The 16985-nt window shown below is 73.4% G+C and carries 15 protein-coding genes; 7 read left to right on the top strand and 8 right to left on the bottom strand.

From position 1 onward, the window contains the following. Positions 1-224: 224 nt before the first annotated feature. Together ACFWWQ_RS04810 and ACFWWQ_RS04805 are read right to left on the bottom strand one after the other, a co-directional pair. Complete coding sequence (locus ACFWWQ_RS04810) at positions 225-875, bottom strand: TetR/AcrR family transcriptional regulator (RefSeq protein WP_384590104.1); 651 nt, start codon at positions 873-875, stop codon at positions 225-227. After that, positions 872-2491 carry an MFS transporter gene (locus ACFWWQ_RS04805; protein WP_384590101.1) on the bottom strand — a complete coding sequence of 540 codons (1620 nt, stop codon included), beginning with the start codon at positions 2489-2491 and terminating at the stop codon, positions 872-874. Before ACFWWQ_RS04805 ends, ACFWWQ_RS04810 begins: the two co-directional genes overlap by 4 nt. Positions 2492-2764: 273 nt before the next feature. Between ACFWWQ_RS04805 and panB the strand changes: the two genes are divergently transcribed. The 3 genes from panB (at position 2765) to ACFWWQ_RS04790 (ending at position 5677) form a co-directional block, all read left to right on the top strand. After that, positions 2765-3658: a 3-methyl-2-oxobutanoate hydroxymethyltransferase gene (gene panB / locus ACFWWQ_RS04800; protein ID WP_384590098.1), complete on the top strand. Its 894-nt coding sequence runs from the start codon at positions 2765-2767 to the stop codon at positions 3656-3658. Positions 3659-3815: 157 nt separating this feature from the next. Then, on the top strand, positions 3816-4850 hold the full coding sequence (locus ACFWWQ_RS04795; protein WP_384590095.1) for an ATP-binding cassette domain-containing protein: 1035 nt from the start codon (positions 3816-3818) through the stop codon (positions 4848-4850). After that, complete coding sequence (locus ACFWWQ_RS04790) at positions 4847-5677, top strand: ABC transporter permease (protein ID WP_384590092.1); 831 nt, start codon at positions 4847-4849, stop codon at positions 5675-5677. The genes ACFWWQ_RS04795 and ACFWWQ_RS04790 overlap by 4 nt, the downstream gene beginning before the upstream one ends. A 136-nt stretch (positions 5678-5813) precedes the next feature. Here the strand turns inward: ACFWWQ_RS04790 and ACFWWQ_RS04785 are convergent, their stop codons facing one another. Then, positions 5814-9302 (bottom strand): BTAD domain-containing putative transcriptional regulator, encoded by a 3489-nt coding sequence (locus ACFWWQ_RS04785; protein ID WP_384590088.1) that lies wholly within the window; start codon positions 9300-9302, stop codon positions 5814-5816. A gap of 385 nt (positions 9303-9687) precedes the next feature. Here ACFWWQ_RS04785 and ACFWWQ_RS04780 point away from each other — a divergent pair, with 385 nt between their 5' ends. Continuing rightward, a complete protein-coding gene (locus tag ACFWWQ_RS04780) occupies positions 9688-10482 on the top strand; it encodes a site-2 protease family protein (RefSeq protein ID WP_384590085.1) in 795 nt (264 codons plus the stop codon). A 34-nt stretch (positions 10483-10516) separates the two neighbouring features. Here ACFWWQ_RS04780 and ACFWWQ_RS04775 read toward each other — a convergent pair whose 3' ends face one another. From ACFWWQ_RS04775 to ACFWWQ_RS04765, 3 genes are all read right to left on the bottom strand, one after another. Beyond that, on the bottom strand, positions 10517-10741 hold the full coding sequence (locus ACFWWQ_RS04775) for a hypothetical protein (RefSeq protein ID WP_384590082.1): 225 nt from the start codon (positions 10739-10741) through the stop codon (positions 10517-10519). Positions 10742-10886: 145 nt separating this feature from the next. Then, a complete protein-coding gene (npdG, locus tag ACFWWQ_RS04770) occupies positions 10887-11636 on the bottom strand; it encodes an NADPH-dependent F420 reductase (RefSeq protein ID WP_384590079.1) in 750 nt (249 codons plus the stop codon). Positions 11637-11770: 134 nt separating this feature from the next. After that, positions 11771-12454 (bottom strand): FadR/GntR family transcriptional regulator, encoded by a 684-nt coding sequence (locus ACFWWQ_RS04765; RefSeq protein ID WP_384590076.1) that lies wholly within the window; start codon positions 12452-12454, stop codon positions 11771-11773. A 179-nt stretch (positions 12455-12633) separates the two neighbouring features. On the opposite strand from ACFWWQ_RS04765, the gene ACFWWQ_RS04760 reads away from it, so the two are divergent. After that, the gene (locus tag ACFWWQ_RS04760; RefSeq protein ID WP_384590073.1) at positions 12634-13593 is read left to right on the top strand and encodes a dihydrodipicolinate synthase family protein; all 960 of its coding nucleotides are present in this window, start codon (positions 12634-12636) and stop codon (positions 13591-13593) included. A 160-nt stretch (positions 13594-13753) separates the two neighbouring features. Beyond that, positions 13754-14377 (top strand): hypothetical protein, encoded by a 624-nt coding sequence (locus ACFWWQ_RS04755; RefSeq protein WP_384590070.1) that lies wholly within the window; start codon positions 13754-13756, stop codon positions 14375-14377. Between the two features lie 21 nt (positions 14378-14398). Here ACFWWQ_RS04755 and ACFWWQ_RS04750 read toward each other — a convergent pair whose 3' ends face one another. Together ACFWWQ_RS04750 and ACFWWQ_RS04745 are read right to left on the bottom strand one after the other, a co-directional pair. Then, complete coding sequence (locus ACFWWQ_RS04750) at positions 14399-15478, bottom strand: sugar ABC transporter substrate-binding protein (protein WP_384590067.1); 1080 nt, start codon at positions 15476-15478, stop codon at positions 14399-14401. A 196-nt stretch (positions 15479-15674) separates the two neighbouring features. Further along, positions 15675-15905, bottom strand: a complete 231-nt coding sequence (locus tag ACFWWQ_RS04745) for a hypothetical protein (RefSeq protein ID WP_143940444.1) — start codon at positions 15903-15905, stop codon at positions 15675-15677. A 67-nt stretch (positions 15906-15972) separates the two neighbouring features. On the opposite strand from ACFWWQ_RS04745, the gene map reads away from it, so the two are divergent. Next, complete coding sequence (map, locus tag ACFWWQ_RS04740) at positions 15973-16830, top strand: type I methionyl aminopeptidase (RefSeq protein WP_384590063.1); 858 nt, start codon at positions 15973-15975, stop codon at positions 16828-16830. The last annotated feature ends 155 nt before the right edge of the window (positions 16831-16985 follow it).

The following is a 16985-nucleotide window of genomic DNA, read 5'->3' as shown; positions in this document are numbered from 1 at the left end:
TCCGCTTCCCTCACTGCTCTGTCCCCCGCGGCCTCGTCCGCCCACCGACCCTAGGTGATCGCCGGGCGCCGCCTTTCCACGAATAGTGACGAGGCGGCCACGGGGGAAAGTTCCGGCCGCGGGTCCCGCATCGCATCCTGTGACAGAACGGGCACATGCGTCCGCCCACCCCGGCGCACGGCACCCTGCCGGGCGCCCCCCGCGCGGGCCCGGGCGCCGTCCGCTCACGGGCGCGGGCGCACCCCCTCCAGCACCGTGTCGACGATCTGCTCGGCGAGCCCCTCCGGCAGCGCCGTGCGCTCGTCGAGGAGGGCCCGCGCCAGCATCGGGCCGGCGAAGAGATCGGCGAGCACATCGACCTCGCGGTCGGCGCGGATCTCGCCCCGCGCCATCCCCCGTCGCAGTACCGCGTGCATCGCCTCGCGGCGGGCCCGTATGACGGTCTCGTGGTACTCGCGCCAGACGGCGGGCTGCGCCTGGACGTGCGTGAGGACGGAGCGGAACACCGCGGAGTGGCGCTTGGCGAGGCCGCGGCGGCGCAGATGCTCCAGCATGGCGACGAGGTCGTCGCGGACCGAGTCGCCGCGCGCCGGGGGAAGGTCGTCCTCCAGGGAGCGGATGACATCCAGGAGCAGGGCGTTCTTGCCGGGCCAGCGGCGGTAGACGGTGGCCTTGCCGACGCCCGCGGCGCGGGCGATGCCCTCCATCGACAGGTCGCCGATGGAGGCGCCTTCCTCGATGAGGCGCAGCACCGCCTCGACGATGGCGGTGTCCGCCGCGGCGGAGCGAGGACGGCCGCGGCGCCCGTCCGCCGCCTCCGGGGTGGCCGGGCCGGGGCGGCCACCGGGGCCCTCGGGTGCGGCCGGGCCGGTCATTTCGGTGCCTGCGCGGTCTCGTCCGGGCGCGGCACGGCGACGGGCGCGGCGGTCGCCGGACGGCCGGGCAGGAACACCGCGACCACCACGGCGCCGATCAGCGCGATGCCGGACGAGGCGAGGGCGGTGAGGTGCATGGCGTGGACGAAGGCGTCCTGCGCGGCGGTCACCAGGGGCCGCCCGGCGGGGCCCAGCCGGGCGGCGACGCCAAGGGTGGCCTCGATGGACTCACCGGCGGCATGCCGCGCCGGCCCCGGCAGACCGGGGACGGAGTCGAGGGCGCCCTTGATGGAGTCGCGGTAGGTCGTGGAGAGCACCGAGCCGAGGACCGCGACGCCGAGGGTGCCGCCGACCTGCCGGAAGGTGTTGTTCAGCGCCGAGCCGGAACCGGCCTTCTCCCGGGGCAGCGACTGCATGATCGAGACGGTGACCGGCGGCATGATGTGCGCCATTCCGGTGCCCTGGAGAAAGAAGATCGCCTCCATCAGCCACATCGGGGTGGAGACGTCGAGCAGCAGCAGTCCGGCCATGGTGACGGCGACGGCGAGCATCGCGGCGGTGCACACCGCGCGGGCGCCGAAGCGGTCGACGGCGTGCCGGGCGCGCGGCGCGAAGATCATCTGCGCGGCGGCCAGCGGCAGGATCAGCAGCCCCGACTCCAGCGGGGTGTAGCCGCGCACGCTCTGCACGTAGAAGACGATGAAGAAGGTGACGCCCATCAGCGCGAAGAAGACCAGCGCGATGGCGGCGACAGCGGCGGAGAAGGCCGGGTTGCGGAAGTAGCCGATGTCGATGGACGGGTGGTCGCTGCGCTTCTGGTGGACGACGAAGACCGCGAGGACGGCGAGGCCGGCGAGGACGGTGCCGATCACCTCGGGGTCGGTGAAGTCGGCGAGCCGGCCGCCCTTGATGATGCCGTAGACCAGCAGGACCAGGCCGACGACGGAGAGCGCGACGCCGGCCGGGTCGAGGCGGCCGGGTGCCGGGTCGCGGGAGTCGGGCACCAGGAAGGCCATCGCCACCAGCGCGACCAGCACGATCGGGACGTTGATCAGGAAGACCGAGCCCCACCAGAAGCGGTCGAGCAGCAGGCCGCCGGCGATCGGGCCGACGGCGATGGCCAGACCCACGCCGCCCGCCCAGACGCCGATCGCCCTCGGCTGCTCCTCGCGCTCGAAGACGTTCATCAGGATGGCGAGGGTCGCGGGCATCACGAAGGCGCCGCCCAGGCCCATCAGGGCGCGGAACGCGATCAGCTCGACGGGCGAGGCGGCGAACGCGGCGAGCACCGACCCGGTGCCGAACACCACCATGCCGAACAGCAGGACCTTCTTGCGGCCGAGACGGTCGCCGAGCAGGCCCGAGGTGAACAGCAGACCGGCGAAGACCAGGGTGTAGGCGTTGATCGCCCACTCCAGCTCGCTCTGGGTGGCGCCCAGACCGGCGGGCGCGGGCATCGCGATGGTCTTCATCGCGACGTTGAGGATGGAGTTGTCGAGCACCACGATCAGCAGGCTGAGCATGAGCACGGAGAGGATCACCCAGCGATGGCGGTGCACGGTCGCGTCGACGCGACCGGAGCTCGGGGCGCCCGAGCGGATCGGGGAGTTGGCCATGCCCGCCAGCGTACGCCTTTCGATACGAGACCGTTCCGTATTGCCGTTTCCTCCGGGGAAGGCCGGGGTGCGGCGGGGCGGACCGGGGATGTCCCGGGGGTATCGGGGCGCTCGCAGGGAACGGGACGGCCCTCCGGCCCGGCCCAGGTCAGGCGCCCGGCCCTGCGCCGCCGGACGACCTCCCCCTTCCCCGTCCCGGTGGGCCATGCCAGCATGGAGGGGATTCCGGAGACGCCGTAAGGGCGCTTCGAGATGAGAACAGGAGCCGTCACCATGACGCAGCTTTCGCCTGCCCGGAAACCGGCCGCGGAGCCCGCAGCGACGCCGCCCGCCGAGCCCGGCAAGACCCTCTACGGCGGAACCCGTTCACGCCGGGTCACCGTCCGCGACATCGCCGCCGCCAAGGAGCGCGGGGAGAAATGGCCGATGCTGACGGCCTACGACGCGATGACCGCGTCGGTCTTCGACGAGGCCGGGATCCCCGTCCTGCTCGTCGGCGACTCGATGGGCAACTGCCACCTCGGCTACGAGTCGACCGTGCCGGTCACGATGGACGAGATCACCCTGCTGTCCGCCGCCGTCGTCCGCGGCACCGACCGCGCCCTGATCGTCGCCGACCTGCCGTTCGGCGCGTACCAGGAGGGCCCCGTCCAGGCGCTGCGGAGCGCCACCCGGCTGGTCAAGGAGGCCGGTGCCGGGGCCGTGAAGCTGGAGGGCGGGGAGCGCTCCGCGCACCAGGTGGAGCTGCTGGTGTCGTCCGGCATCCCCGTCATGGCGCACATCGGGCTGACCCCGCAGTCGGTTCACGCGTTCGGCGGCTACCCCGTCCAGGGCCGTGGCGAGGAGGCCGCGCAGCAGCTGTTGCGGGACGCCAAGGCGGTGCAGGACGCGGGCGCGTTCGCGGTGGTCCTGGAGGCCGTCCCCGCGGAGCTGGCCGCGGAGGTCACGCGGTCGCTGCACATCCCGACGGTCGGCATCGGCGCCGGGGCGGAGTGCGACGCGCAGGTGCTGGTGTGGACGGACATGGCCGGGATGACCGCGGGCCGGGTCCCGCGCTTCGTCAAGCAGTACCTCGCGCTGCGGGAGCTGCTGGGCGGGGCGGCGAAGGAGTTCGCCGAAGAGGTCGTCGCCGGGACGTTCCCGGAGGAACGGCACACCTTCCACTAGGGGCGTGACCGGGGGCCGGTGCACGTCCGATCCGGCCCCCGTACCCGGCCCCGTACCGGCCCCGTGTCGGCGGTCCGTGGCCGTGGTCCGGCCCCTGTCGGTGGTCTGTCGGTGGCGTGTCGGTGGCGTGTCGGCGGGGCCCGGCACCGTAGGGGGCATGACACGACAGACGAAGACCCCCGGGGGCGGCAACGCCGTGGAGGTGCGCGGTCTGGTCAAGCACTTCGGCGACGTGAAAGCCGTCGACGGGGTGGACCTGGACGTGCGCGAAGGCACCGTGCTCGGCGTACTCGGACCGAACGGCGCCGGTAAGACCACACTCGTCCGCTGCCTGTCCACGCTGCTCGTCCCGGACGCCGGGAGCGCCGTCGTCGCCGGGTACGACGTGGTGCGCCAGCCCCGCGCGCTGCGCCGCACCATCGGGCTGACCGGACAGTACGCCTCGGTCGACGAGAAGCTCTCCGGCTACGAGAACCTCTACATGATCGGCCGGCTGCTCGACCTGTCGCGCAAGGACGCCCGGCGCCGCGCCGACGAGATGCTGGAGCGGTTCTCGCTCACCGAAGCCGCCAAGCGCCCCGCCGCCAAGTACTCCGGCGGGATGCGCCGCCGCCTCGACCTCGCCGCGTCCATGATCGGGCGGCCCGCCGTCCTCTACCTGGACGAGCCGACGACCGGCCTCGACCCGCGTACCCGCAACGAGGTGTGGGACGAGGTGCGGCGCATGGTCCGCGAGGGCGCCACCGTGCTGCTGACCACGCAGTACATGGAGGAGGCCGAGCAGCTGGCGAACGAGCTGACGGTCATCGACCGCGGCCGGGTCATCGCCGAGGGCCTCGTCGACGAGCTGAAGGCCAAGGTCGGCGGCCGCACCCTGCAGATCCGGCCCGCCGACCCCACCGCCCTCGACGCGGTGGCCGCGGCCCTGGCGGGCGCCGGTCCGGACGGCCTCGGCGGCGCGACGTCCGACCCCGCCGAGGGCGTCGTCAACGTCCCCATCGTCAGCGACGGGCAACTGACCGCGGTGATCGGCCTGTTGGGGCGCCACGACATCGCCCTCGCCGGGATCAGCACCCATCTGCCCAGCCTGGACGAGGTGTTCCTCGCCCTCACCGGCCAGAAGTCCTCGGAGGCACCGGCCGACGACGACGCACGCGAGAACGACCAGCAGTACGCGGAGGTACCGGCATGAGTGCCGCGACATTGACGGCACCGGCGACGAAGCCGGGCGCCGACGACGGCCGGATCGGACTGCGCGCCAACCTGCGCCACATCGGCGCGCTGGTGCGGCGCAACGCCCTCCAGATCAAGCAGGATCCCGAGTCGATGTTCGACGCCCTGCTGATGCCCGTCATCCTCATCCTGCTGTTCGTCTACGTCTTCGGCGGCGCCATCGCGGGCAAGGGCCAGCAGCAGGAATACGTGCAGTACCTGGTGCCCGGCATGATGGCGATGATGGGCATGAACATCGCCATGGCGGTGGGCGCCGGCGTCAACGAGGACTTCCGCAAGGGCGTCATGGACCGCTTCCGGACCATGCCGATAGCGCGCTCCTCGGTACTGATCGCCAAGATCGTCGTCGAGGTCGGCCGGATGCTGATCGCCACCACGATCCTGCTGGTCATGGGCTTTCTGCTGGGCCTGGAGATCAAGGGCGGCATCCTGCCGTTCCTCGGTTCGGTCGCCCTGTCGACGGTCTTCGGCGCCGCCCTGATGTGGATCTTCATCCTGCTGGGGCTGGCGGTGAAGACGCCGCAGGCGGTGCAGGGGCTGGCGATGCTCGTCCTGATGCCGCTGCAGTTCGGCTCGTCGATCTTCGCGCCGACCGCGTCGATGCCCGGCTGGCTGGAGGGCTTCACCAAGGTCAACCCGCTCTCCACCCTCGCCGACGCCGCCCGCGCCCTGATCAACGGGCACGGCGCCGTCGCCCACCCCGCGCTGATCACGCTCGGCTGGGCGGCGGTGATCACGGCGGTCACGATGCCGCTGGCGGTCAGGAAGTTCCGTACGAAGACCTGATCCGCGGCGGAGAGCCGTTCCGTTACGGAGAACCGACCGTTACGGAGAACCGTTCCGTTACGGAGAACCGCACCGCGCCGGTGGCGGACCCGTTGGGCATACGGGAGTTTGACGACAGGCCCCGGCCCGGCTCGCGTCAGATGAGGGCGGTGGCCTCCTCCAAGGAGAGGCCACCGCCTTCGGCGTACCCCCGCGCGTACGCCGCGTCGCCGACCGCCGCGCGGGCATCCGCCTCCGCCGTGGCCCTGAGGTGCCGGACCGCCCGCTGCGGGACGTGCCCCGGCGACCACAGGGTGTCGTACGCGCCCACCAGCCGTGCCGCGTCCCGCCCCGCCCCGGCGCCGTGCACCGCGAGCAACACCCGCGCACCTGTGAGCAGTTGGGTCACCGGCAGGTCCGGGGCCACCAGCCGGGTCAGCTCGTCCTGCATCGTGGCGACGGCCACCCGCAGCCGCTCCAGCAGCCCGTCGGGGCGGCCCGCCTCGACGTCCACGGTGACCAGCGCCGCGTCCACCATTCCGACGAACAACTCCGGGCCCCACGTCAGCGAGTCCCCCCGCACCAGCTCCAGCTGCTCGCGCGCCGCGTCCAGCCGACCGGTCACCAGCAGGTGCATCGCCAGCGTCAGCCGGGCGAACGGCACCGCGTCCCGCCCGGCGGCCAGGTCCTCGGTCCGCGTCAGCACCTCGCGCAGCAGCCGCTCCCCCTCCTCGCCCTGCCCGTCCTCGACCAGCGCCCCGCCGAGCCGGGTCCGCAGGATCAGCGTCTGGCCGTGGGCGCCCAGCTCCTCGGCGTACCGCATCGCCGCGCGGTAGTCGTCGGCGGCGAGCGCGTACCGGCCGCGTGCCTCCCGGGCCTCGCCCCGCCCGGCGAGGGCCTCGGCCACCCCCCAGTCGTCGCCGATCTCCAGGAACAGCCGCAGTGACTCGTCGGCGTCCCGGCTCGCCTGCTCCAGCGCGCCGGGCCGGTCGTTGAGGATCTTCGCGCGCAGCTGGAGGACGAAGGCCAGCTCCCAGTCGTAGCCGAGCGCGCGGCAGGCGGCGACGCCCCGGTCGGCGAGTTCCACCAGATCGGCCTGCCGTCCGGAGAGCAGCACCGGGTAGTACCAGAGCGCGCCCGGCACCCGGCAGGTCTGCGGCATGCCCGCGCGGTACGCGGCGAGTACCCCGGCCATCTCCTCCTTCCGCCCCGGTGCGGCCACCAGTTCCGCGTAGTTCTCCGTGCACGACAGCTCCACCAGCCGCACCTCCCGGCGGGCCTCCAGCAGCTGCTCCCCGCTCATCGGGGGCGGCGCGTCGATCGGCCGGTCGTGGAGGTCCGGCGCGGGGGTGACGGGCGGCAGGAACGGGTTCGGACCCAGCGCCCCCGCCGCCCGCGACCACGTACGGGCGTCCACCCGGTGGTCGCGCAGGCCCCAGAACCACTGGAGCGACAGCACCAGGCACAGCGCCTCGTGCTCGTCGGACGCGGCGACGGCGCGACGCAGCGCGGTCCGCAGATTGTCGTGCTCCAGCTCCAGCCGCTCCAGCCACGCCCGCTGGCCGGGGCCGCGCAGCAACGGGTCGGCGGTGCGGGCCAGTTCGCGGTGGGCGACGAGGTGACGGCGCTCGGCGGCGGCGCGTTCGCCCGCCTCGTCCAGCCGCTCGCCCGCGTACTCCGCGACCGTCTCCAGGAGGCGGTGACGCATCCGGCCGTCCGCCGCCGGGGCGGCGACCACCAGCGACCTGTCGATCAGCGAGCCGAGGACGGCCGCCACCTCCCGCCGGTCGACTCCGTCGCCCGCGCAGACCTCCTCGGCCAACTCCGGGTCCCAGCCCCCGGCGAAGACGGACAGCCGCCGCAGCACGGCGCGTTCGGGTGCGTCGAGGAGGTCCCAGGACCAGTCGACGACGGCGCGCAGCGTCTGCTGGCGGGGCAGCGCGGTACGGCTGCCGCTGGTCAGCAGCCGGAAACGGTCGTCGAGGCGGTCGGCGAGCTGCCGCGGGGAGAGCATCCGCAGCCGGGCGGCGGCCAGTTCGATGGCGAGCGGCAGCCCGTCGAGGCGGCGGCAGATCTCCGCGCACGCGGCCGGGTCGTCGGCGGCGCGGAAGCCGGGCCGGGCGGCGGCGCCCCGGTCGGCGAGCAGCCGCAGCGCCACCGGGTCGGGCAGCGGCTCCACCGGGCGCAGCACCTCGCCGGGGACGGCCAGCGGCTCCCGGCTGGTCGCCAGGACCGTCACCCCCGGGCAGTCGGCCAGCAGCCGTTCGGCGAGCGCGGCGGCGGCACCGACGACGTGCTCGCAGTTGTCGAGGATCAGCAGCATCCGGTGGTCGGAACAGTGCTCGGTGAGGCGGCCCAGCGGATCGAGCGCCGTGGGGTCGGTGGCGGCGCGCAGCCCCTCCGCGGTGGAGCCGCGTACCACCGTCTCGCGGGCGCCGAGGGCGGTGAGCACGGTCTCCGGCACCGTCGCCGGATCGTCGACCGGCGCCAGCTCCACCAGCCACACCCCCTGCGGCCAGGCCCCCGGCAACGCCCCCGCGGCCGACTCCGCCCCCTCCTGCGAGAGCCGGGTCTTGCCCGCGCCGCCGGGTCCCAGCAGTGTCACGAGCCGGTGCGCGGCGAGGTCCGCCCGCAGCCCGGCCAGTTCGCGGTCGCGGCCGACGAAGGAGGTGCGGCGGGCGCGGAGGTTACCGGGAGGCGGGGGCGCCGCCGGGTGCGCGGAGGGTTCCGGGTGCGCGTGGGGTACGGCGGGGGCCGGGGGCGTGGCGGACTCAGCGGGCGGGGCCGGGGACGCCGGCGCGGATGCGGGCCCCGGCGCACCGGCGGCGTCCGGGGACGGCCCGGACGCCGAGGCGACGCCCTCCCCGGCCGGTCCGGACGCCGACGGGGCGGCACCCTCCCCGACCGGTCCGGATCTCAGCAACTCCCCGTGCAGCTCCCGGAGTTCGGGCCCCGGATCCGCGCCGAGCCGGTCCGCGATCCCCACCCGGACCTCCTCGTACGCGGCGAGCGCCTGCGCCGTCCGGCCCGCGGCGCGCAGCGCCCGCAACCGCAGCGCCTGCAACGGTTCGTCCAGCGGATGGTCCCGGCACAGCGCGTCCAGCCCCGGCAGCGCCTCCTCGGCCCGCCCGAGGGCGAGGTCCGCGGCGCACCGGACGCGGCGGGCGTCCAGCCGTCGCCGCTCGGCCCGGACCGCGTCCGTACGGGCCGCCGGGAGGTCGGCGAGGGCCGGGCCCCGCCACAGTGCCAGCGCCTCGTCCAGCACGGCGGCGGCGCGGCGCGGATCGCCGTCGGTGAGCGCCGCGGTGCCGTCCGCGGTCAGCCGTTCGAACCGCGGCAGGTCCACCGCGTCCGGCTCCGCGCGCAGCAGGTACGTGCCGTCGGCGGACGCGACGGCCGCGTGCCCCAGGGCCCGCCGCAACCGGCCGACCAGCGCCTGGAGCGCGCCGTTCGCGTCCGTCGGCGGGTCCATCCCCCAGATGTCCGCGATCAGCGCGTCGGTGGGCAGCGCCCGGCCCGGCCGCAGCGCGAGCGCGGCCAGCAGCGCGCGCAGCCGCGCGCCCCCGAGGGGCACGGCCGTCCCGTCCGCCCTCAGTGCCTGCGTCGTGCCCAGAATTCCGTACCGCACCCGAACATTGTCGGTCACGTTCCGTCCCTTCCTCCCCGTACGGGGCGCCGCCCCCGGAACGGACGCTGTGGGTAGAAGGTCGTGTCCGGAACGGGCCCGCCCCACCTTCTCCCGGGCGCCCGTTCCGCGACCACCGGATCCCGCACCGGGGTACGGGCGGCGTGCCGGAGGCCGGACGGCCGGGGCGGCCGGGAGTCCGGGCCCCGGCGCGGTGACCGGAGCCCGGCCCCGGCACCGGGGCGCACGCGGGACGGCGCGCGCCCCCGTACAACGGTTCCGTCCCGGGCCGTGCACGGACCACCCCGCCGCCGATACGGTCGGGGCTACCGTCACCCGTACCGCGCGGCCCGGCCACACCGCGTACGTACCGTCCACCGCCGTCCGCACCTGGGAGCCCCGCACGATGACCACCGCAGTACGGCACGCCGAGCGCCGCGTCAGTCCGGTCTTTCTCGCGCTCGTCGCGGTGATGGCGGTCTCGGGGTGGGCCGTCTGGAGCGAGCAGCTCGCCGCGAGCACCGGTTTCGCGGTGTTCCTGTTCGTCGTCTCCGGCTGGGTGGTGTCGCTCTGCCTCCACGAGTACGCACACGCCAGGACGGCGCTGCACAGCGGCGACATCTCCGTGGGCGCCAAGGGCTATCTGACGCTGAACCCGCTCAGGTACACCCACGCCCTGCTGAGCATCGTGCTGCCGGTGATCTTCGTGATCATGGGCGGGATCGGTCTGCCCGGCGGCGCGGTCTTCATCGAACGGGGCCGCATCCGGGGCCGCTGGCGCCACAGCCTGATCTCGGCCGCCGGTCCGCTGACCAACATTCTCTTCGCCGCCGTGGCCACCGCCCCGTTCTGGCTGCACGCCCTGGACGGCGTCCCCGACCCGTTCCGCTACGCCCTGGCGTTCCTGGCCCTGCTCCAGGTGACGGCGGCGATCCTCAACTTCGTCCCCGTCCCGGGCCTGGACGGCTACGGCGTCCTCGAACCCTGGCTCTCCCCCGGCCTGCGCCGCCAGGTCGAACCGTTCGCGCCGTTCGGCCTGCTGGCGGTCTTCGGCCTGCTGTGGGTCCCGGAGATCAACCACGTCTTCTTCCAGCTCGTGGACACGATCCTCGACACCCTGGGCGTCTCCCGCTGGGACTCCTACTGGGGCCAGGAATTCTTCCGCTTCTGGCAGGGGGAGCCGCAGGTTCCGGTGCGGTAGGGGTACGGGGGCGGCGGCCCCGGCCGCGCCCCCCTCAGCCCGTGGCCGCGGTCTCCGCCGCGGCCGCGCGGGCGAGCCGGGCGCGGCGGACGTAGAACCACGCCATGTTGCTGGAGATACCGGCCATCAGGATCCAGACGATGCCGAGCCAGCTGCCCTGGACGAACGAGACGACGGCGGCCGCCACGGCGAGGACGCAGACCGCGACGGCGAATACGGCCAGTCGCGGTGCCGGGCGGGACGAGGGAACGGAGGGCATGGGGGTCGGCTCCTGTCGGGATGGTGCGGTCCCTCCCAGTGTCCCCCATGGCTCCCGGGGGCCCGGCGGGGGTCGGACACCCCGGGAACCGCCACGGCACCGGCCGCGCCCCGCTCCCGCCGGGCGGTACGCCGTGCGGCGGGGCTCACACGTCCGTGAGCCGCACCCCTGCATGCGCCTTGTACCGCCGGTTGACGGAGATCAGGTTGGCGACGAGGGATTCGACCTGGTGGGCGTTGCGGAGGCGGCCGGCGAAGACTCCGCGCATGCCCGGGATGCGGCCGGCGAGGGCCTGGACGAGGTCGGTGTCGGCGCGGGACTCGCCGAGGACCATCACATCGGTGTCGATCTCGTGGGTGTCCGGGTCCTGGAGGAGGACGGCGGACAGGTGGTGGAAGGCGGCGGTGACGCGGGATTCGGGGAGCAGGGCGGCGGCCTGTTCGGCGGCGCTGCCCTCCTCGGGCTTGAGGGCGTAGGCGCCCTTCTTGTCGAAGCCGAGGGGGTTGACGCAGTCGATGACCAGCTTGCCGGTCAGCTCCTCGCGGAGGGATTCGAGGGTCTTGGCGTGGCCGTCCCAGGGCACCGCGACGATCACGATGTCGCTGCGGCGGGCGCATTCGGCGTTGTCGGCGCCCTCGACGCCGTGGCCGAGTTCGGCGGCGGCGGTCTGCGCGCGGTCGGCGGCGCGGGAGCCGATGATCACCTTCTGCCCGGCCTTGGCGAGGCGGTAGGCGAGGCCGCGGCCCTGGTCGCCGGTGCCGCCGAGGACGCCGACGACGTGCCCGGAGACGTCGGGCAGGTCCCACGGGTCGCGCTTGAGGGCGGCCTTGGCGCGGGTCGCGACGTTCTCGGAGAAGGCGGGATCGGAGGCGGGGATGTGGTCAGCAGTAGTCATGGCAGTGATGGTGCCATGGGCGGCGAGGCCGCGGATCATGCTGTGGACGGGCCTTTCGATCTTGGTCCGGGGCCGCGGGAACGCCCCGCCGTCACGACCCCGAAGCCGGCCCCCAGGCCGAGCGCATCGCCCCCTCACTCCGCCAACCGCCGCCGGATGTCCCCGAAGTGCCGGTGCATCGCCTCGACCGCGCGGTCGCCGTCGCCCTCCTCCAGGGCGGTGACGATCTCGGCGTGCTGATGGTGGGTCACCCGGGGGTCCCGGGGGCCGTCGGAGAGGTCGTCGCGGACGCGGCGGAGCGCTTCCCAGAAGGCGTCGAGGACGTCGCTGAGCAGCTGGTTGCCGAGGGAGCGGTAGAGCGCGAGGTGGAAGGCGCGGTCGGTGGAGCCGTTGACCTGCCCGGCGGCCGCCTCCTCCCCCATACGGGCGACGAGGCCCTTGAGGACGGCGAGGTCCTCGGGGGGCAGATCGCGGGCAACGGTGGCGATGAGCCCGGACTCCAGCGCCTCGCGGACCTCCATCAGCTCGTAGAGGCTGGATTCGCCCTGGTGGTGGCGGACGGCGGCACGGAAGGCGACGCCCTCGACGAACGGTTCGAGGGTGAGGGGGCCGACGTAGGTGCCGAAGCCGTGCCGGATCTCGACGATGCGCATGGCCTGGAGCGCCTTGAGCGCCTCGCGGACGGAGTTGCGGCTGACGTCGAGGAGGCCGACCAGTTCGGCCTCGGTGGGCAGCGGGTCGCCGGGCGTGAGCCTGCGCTCCAGGATCAGCTGCTTGATCTGCCCCTGAACGTCCTCGGACAGCGTGCCTCGCGCCATGAATCTCCCTCTCCCGCATCTGCTGTGCGGCGGTCGGCGACCCGCCCCTGCCGGGGACCGGCGCCCTTGACCGACCGCGTGTCCACCTGGCTATTGTGACCCAGACATAGGACATCCCATGTCCGATGTCCCGTGGGACGGGACGCCCGCCCGCCCCACGCACCACCGCTGGAGAGCCCATGGCACTGCCCGCACCCCTGCACGGCGTCGTCCCCCCGCTCTGCACCCCGCTCGACCCGCACGGCGAGGTCGACACCGCCTCCCTCGCCCGCCTGGTGCACCACCTCCTCGACGGCGGCGTCCACGGGCTGTTCGCGCTGGGTTCGACCGGCGAGGTCGCCTACCTCACCGACGACCAGCGCGCCCAGGTACTCGACACCGTCGTCCGGGCGGCGGACGGCCGCGTCCCGGTGCTCGCCGGGGTCATCGACACCACCACCCCCCGCGTCCTCGCGCACGCCGCCACCGCCGCCCGCCTCGGCGCCGACGCCCTCGTCGCCACCGCGCCGTTCTACACCCGCACCCATCCGCGCGAGATCGCCGCGCACTTCCGCCGCGTCCGCGCCGCCGTCGGCCTGCCGCTCTTCGCGTACGACATCCCCGTCGCCGTCCACACCAAGCTGCCCGCCGCGCTGGTGCGGGAGCTGGCCGAGGACGGCACGCTGGCCGGGCTCAAGGACAGCAGCGGCGACGAGGGCGGGCTGCGGCGGCTCCTCGTCGCACTGGGCGGCCGCACCGGGCGCCGCACCGGCCCGGCACCGCGCTTCTCGGTGCTGACCGGCTCCGAACTGACCGTGGACGCCGCGCTGTTGGCAGGCGCGGACGGTGTGGTGCCCGGGCTCGGGAACGTCGATCCGGCCGGGTACGTACGCCTCCACGACGCGGCGCGGGCCGGGGACTGGACGGCGGCCGCCGCCGAACAGGAGCGGCTGGCAGCGCTGTTCGCCATGGTGGACGTCGGCCCGGAGGCCGAGATGGGGCGCAGCTCGTCGGCGCTCGGGGCGTTCAAGGCGGCGCTGGCGCTGCGCGGCGTCATCGCGCACGGTACGACCGCCGCGCCCCAACTCCCGCTGGGCGAGGCGGCCGTCGCCGAGGTCGGCCGGATGCTGGACACCGCCGGGCTGCTCCCGGCGCGCTGACCGGCCGCCGCTCGCGAGCTCCCCGCAGACCGCGCGCGTCCGGCCCCCTGGAGGCACCGTGCACGCTCCGCAGCAGCCGCCCCGGGGACCGCGCCCCCTTTCGGGTGAAGTGCGGGTGGGGCGGCCCGGGGTGGCGGGCGCTGCGGGAGGATGCCGGGCCATGGACGCCGTACGGGTCGCGTTGCTGCGCGACGTTCTCGCCGGGACGGAGTGGCTACAGGCCACCCGCCGCTTCGCCGGGGCGCTGCGCTCCTCGGTCACCCCGCAGGGCGGGCTGCTGCTGGTGGGCGGCGAGACGTACGAGCCGTGGCATCTGGCGGCGCATCTGGACGAAGAGGCGTCCTGGTCGGGGCTGCCGGAGCTGTCGCCGACGCTGGTGCGGCACCGGGTGCCCGCCGGGAGCCCGGCGCATCTGGCGGTCTCCACGGAGCGGCTGGCGGCGGCCGGGCGGGGTGACACGCTGCTGGTCGTCTCGCCGTGGGCGCCGGGCGCCGGGCTGCTGGAGCGGGTCCACGACGCGCGGCGCGGCGGCGCCACGGTGCTGGCGCTGGACGGCGGGGACGACGAGCTGCACGCGCTGGCACACGAGGCGCTGGCGGCGCCGCCGTCGGTGGAGGCGGGGGGCGCCGACGCCTCGCCGCTCGATCTGGAGACGGTGCAGCACCTGGTCAGCGCCGCCGCCGGGGAGAACGGCAGGCCCGCCCCGCGCGGCCGCCACCGCTTCCGCGACCGGCTCTCCCGCCTGGCCGACGCGCTGACGTCACCGCCGCCGCCCCGGTGGTGACGGGCGCCGGGGCCGGCAGCGTCAGTCGAGGCCGAGTGCGGCGCAGTCGGCCGCGAGGTCCTTGGTGCAGATGAGGTCGGTACGGACCGCGCCGTCGCGGATCACGGTGTCGGCCATGTTTTTCCGGGTGACGAGCCGGGCACTGAAAAGCTTCGCGGGAATATGCGAATGGCTCTTGCTGTCGACGGTTGCCGGGGTCAGGGAACCGATGCTCTTTCCCTGGAGAAGATTGACCGCGATTTCCCCGGCGGTTTGCGCCTCGGGCCGGACTTCCTTGTAAACGGTGAAGGTCTGAACACCCTTCACCAGCCTTTGCAGTGCGGCGAGTTCGGCGTCCTGACCGCCGAGCGGGATGTGATGTGCACCGGCTGCTTCGAGTACGTCGGCGGCGGCGCCCGCCATTCCGTCGTTGGCGGCGTAGACCGCGTCGAATCCGGTCGGGCCGAAGGCGTTCACCGCTTCGGTGATCTTCTTCCGGGCCAGCGGTACGGACCAGCCGGGGATGTCCTTCTCGTAGACGATCCGGTCGACCTTGCGGTCGAGGACGGCGTGGGCGCCCTTCTTGAAGGCACCGGCGTTGGGATCGGAGGGCGAGCCGTCGAGCATCACCACCCGGGCGGTGGCGGCGCGCGCTCCGAGGGACGTGACCAGGCCCTCGGCCTGCAGTTTGCCGATCTTCTCGTTGTCGTAGGAGACATACGCGGCGACGGCGCCCTCGGCGAGCCGGTCGTAGGCGACGACCTTGACGCCCCTCTTCGCGGCGGCGTCCACCCACGGGCCCGCCGCCCGGGCGTCGACCGCGTCGAGGACGACGACGCGGACGCCGTCGCGCACCATCTCCTCGAACTGGCGTCGCTGCGTTTCCACGCCACCCTGGGCGTTTCGGTATTCGATCTTGCATTCCAGGCAGCGGGAGGCGATCTTCGAGGCCATGATGCGGCGGTCGAAATCGTCGTAACGCGCGGCTCTGTCCGGCAGCAGCAATCCGATGGATCTGTTGTCGCTCGGCGCCTTCGGCGGTTCACTCCCGCAGGCGGCCAACGGCAGGGCCAGGGAAAGGGCCAATGCGCCGATGAGGACTCTGCGCGGTTGTGCGTTCATTTCGGATTCTCCCCCGTGGGCCGTTCTGGAACGGCTGAAGTGAACGCCACTACCGGTCGTAACGTCAAGAATGGGGAGAGTAACGATACGAAATCACGTGGAATGCGGTGAGGGCAATGCAGTGAGGGCTCCGGAACGCCCTTCTCGTCAGAGCTCCGGAACGCCCTTCTCGATCAGGGCTCCGGGGCGTCCTTCGTCAGGACTCCGGGTCGTCCTTCTTGCCGCTGTCGTGCCAGCGGGGGTCGGTCTCCCACTCCAGGTTGCGTTCGCGGGCCGTCTCCATCGCGTGCGCCGCCTCCTCGCGGGTGGCGTACGGGCCAAAGCGGTCGGCGGCCCGGCATTCGGGACCCTCCTCGACCTTCTGGTGACGCAGGCAGTAGAACCACTCTCCGGGCCTGCCCTCGGTCCGCCTCTTGAACAGCGCCATCGCCGCCTCCTGTGGTCCGTTTCCGTGCCGCCATCCTGCCCGATGGCCCGCCGATACACTCGCTGGCATGTCTGGCCAGTCGCTTCTTGTCCCGGGGAAAATCTCCCCCACCCGCCCCGTCCCCGCCTCGATCCCGCGGCCCGAATACGTCGGGAAGGCCGCGCCCACCCCGTACAGCGGTCCCGAGGTGCAGGACGCCGACACGATCGAGCGGATGCGGATCGCCGGCCGGATCGCCGCGCAGGCGATGGCGGAGGCCGCCAAGCTGATCGCCCCCGGCGTGACCACCGACGAACTCGACCGGGTGGCTCATGAGTTCATGTGCGACCACGGCGCCTACCCGTCCACGCTCGGCTACCGCGGCTTCCCCAAGTCGCTGTGCTCCTCGCTCAACGAGGTCGTCTGCCACGGCATCCCCGACTCGACCGTCCTGAAGGATGGCGACATCGTCAATCTCGACGTGACCGCCTACATCAACGGCGTGCACGGCGACAACAACGCCACGTATCTGTGCGGCGATGTCGACGAGGAGTCGAAGCTGCTGGTGGAGCGGACGCGGGAGGCTCTGAACCGCGCGATCAAGGCGGTCAGGCCGGGCCGCCAGATCAACATCATCGGCCGGGTCATCGAGTCGTACGCCAAGCGGTTCGGCTACGGCGTCGTGCGGGACTTCACCGGGCACGGCATCAACACGTCGTTCCACTCCGGTCTGATCGTTCCGCACTACGACAGCCCCCACCACACGACGGACATCGTGCCGGGCATGACGTTCACCATCGAGCCGATGCTGACGCTGGGCTCGTACGAGTACGACATGTGGGACGACGGCTGGACGGTCGTGACGAAGGACCGCAAGCGCACCGCGCAGTTCGAGCACACGCTGGTGGTGACGGACACCGGCGCGGAGATCCTGACGCTGCCCTGACCTGCCTGGCCTGCCTGACCTGCCTGACCTGCCTGACCTGCCTGACCTGGTGCCGCGCGCCGCGGCATGGCCACCTACCGAATGTTTACCGACAGATCGTCGGGAACGGGTTGACCCGGGCGTCCGCCACGGGTCTACTCAGGCTTGCCTAAGTC

It is taken from the genome of Streptomyces sp. NPDC059080 (assembly GCF_042739975.1).
Taxonomy (GTDB): Bacteria; Actinomycetota; Actinomycetes; order Streptomycetales; family Streptomycetaceae; genus Streptomyces; species Streptomyces benahoarensis.
Note: the sequence above shows the minus strand (reverse complement) of the source record. Positions and strands in the feature narration are given on the sequence as shown.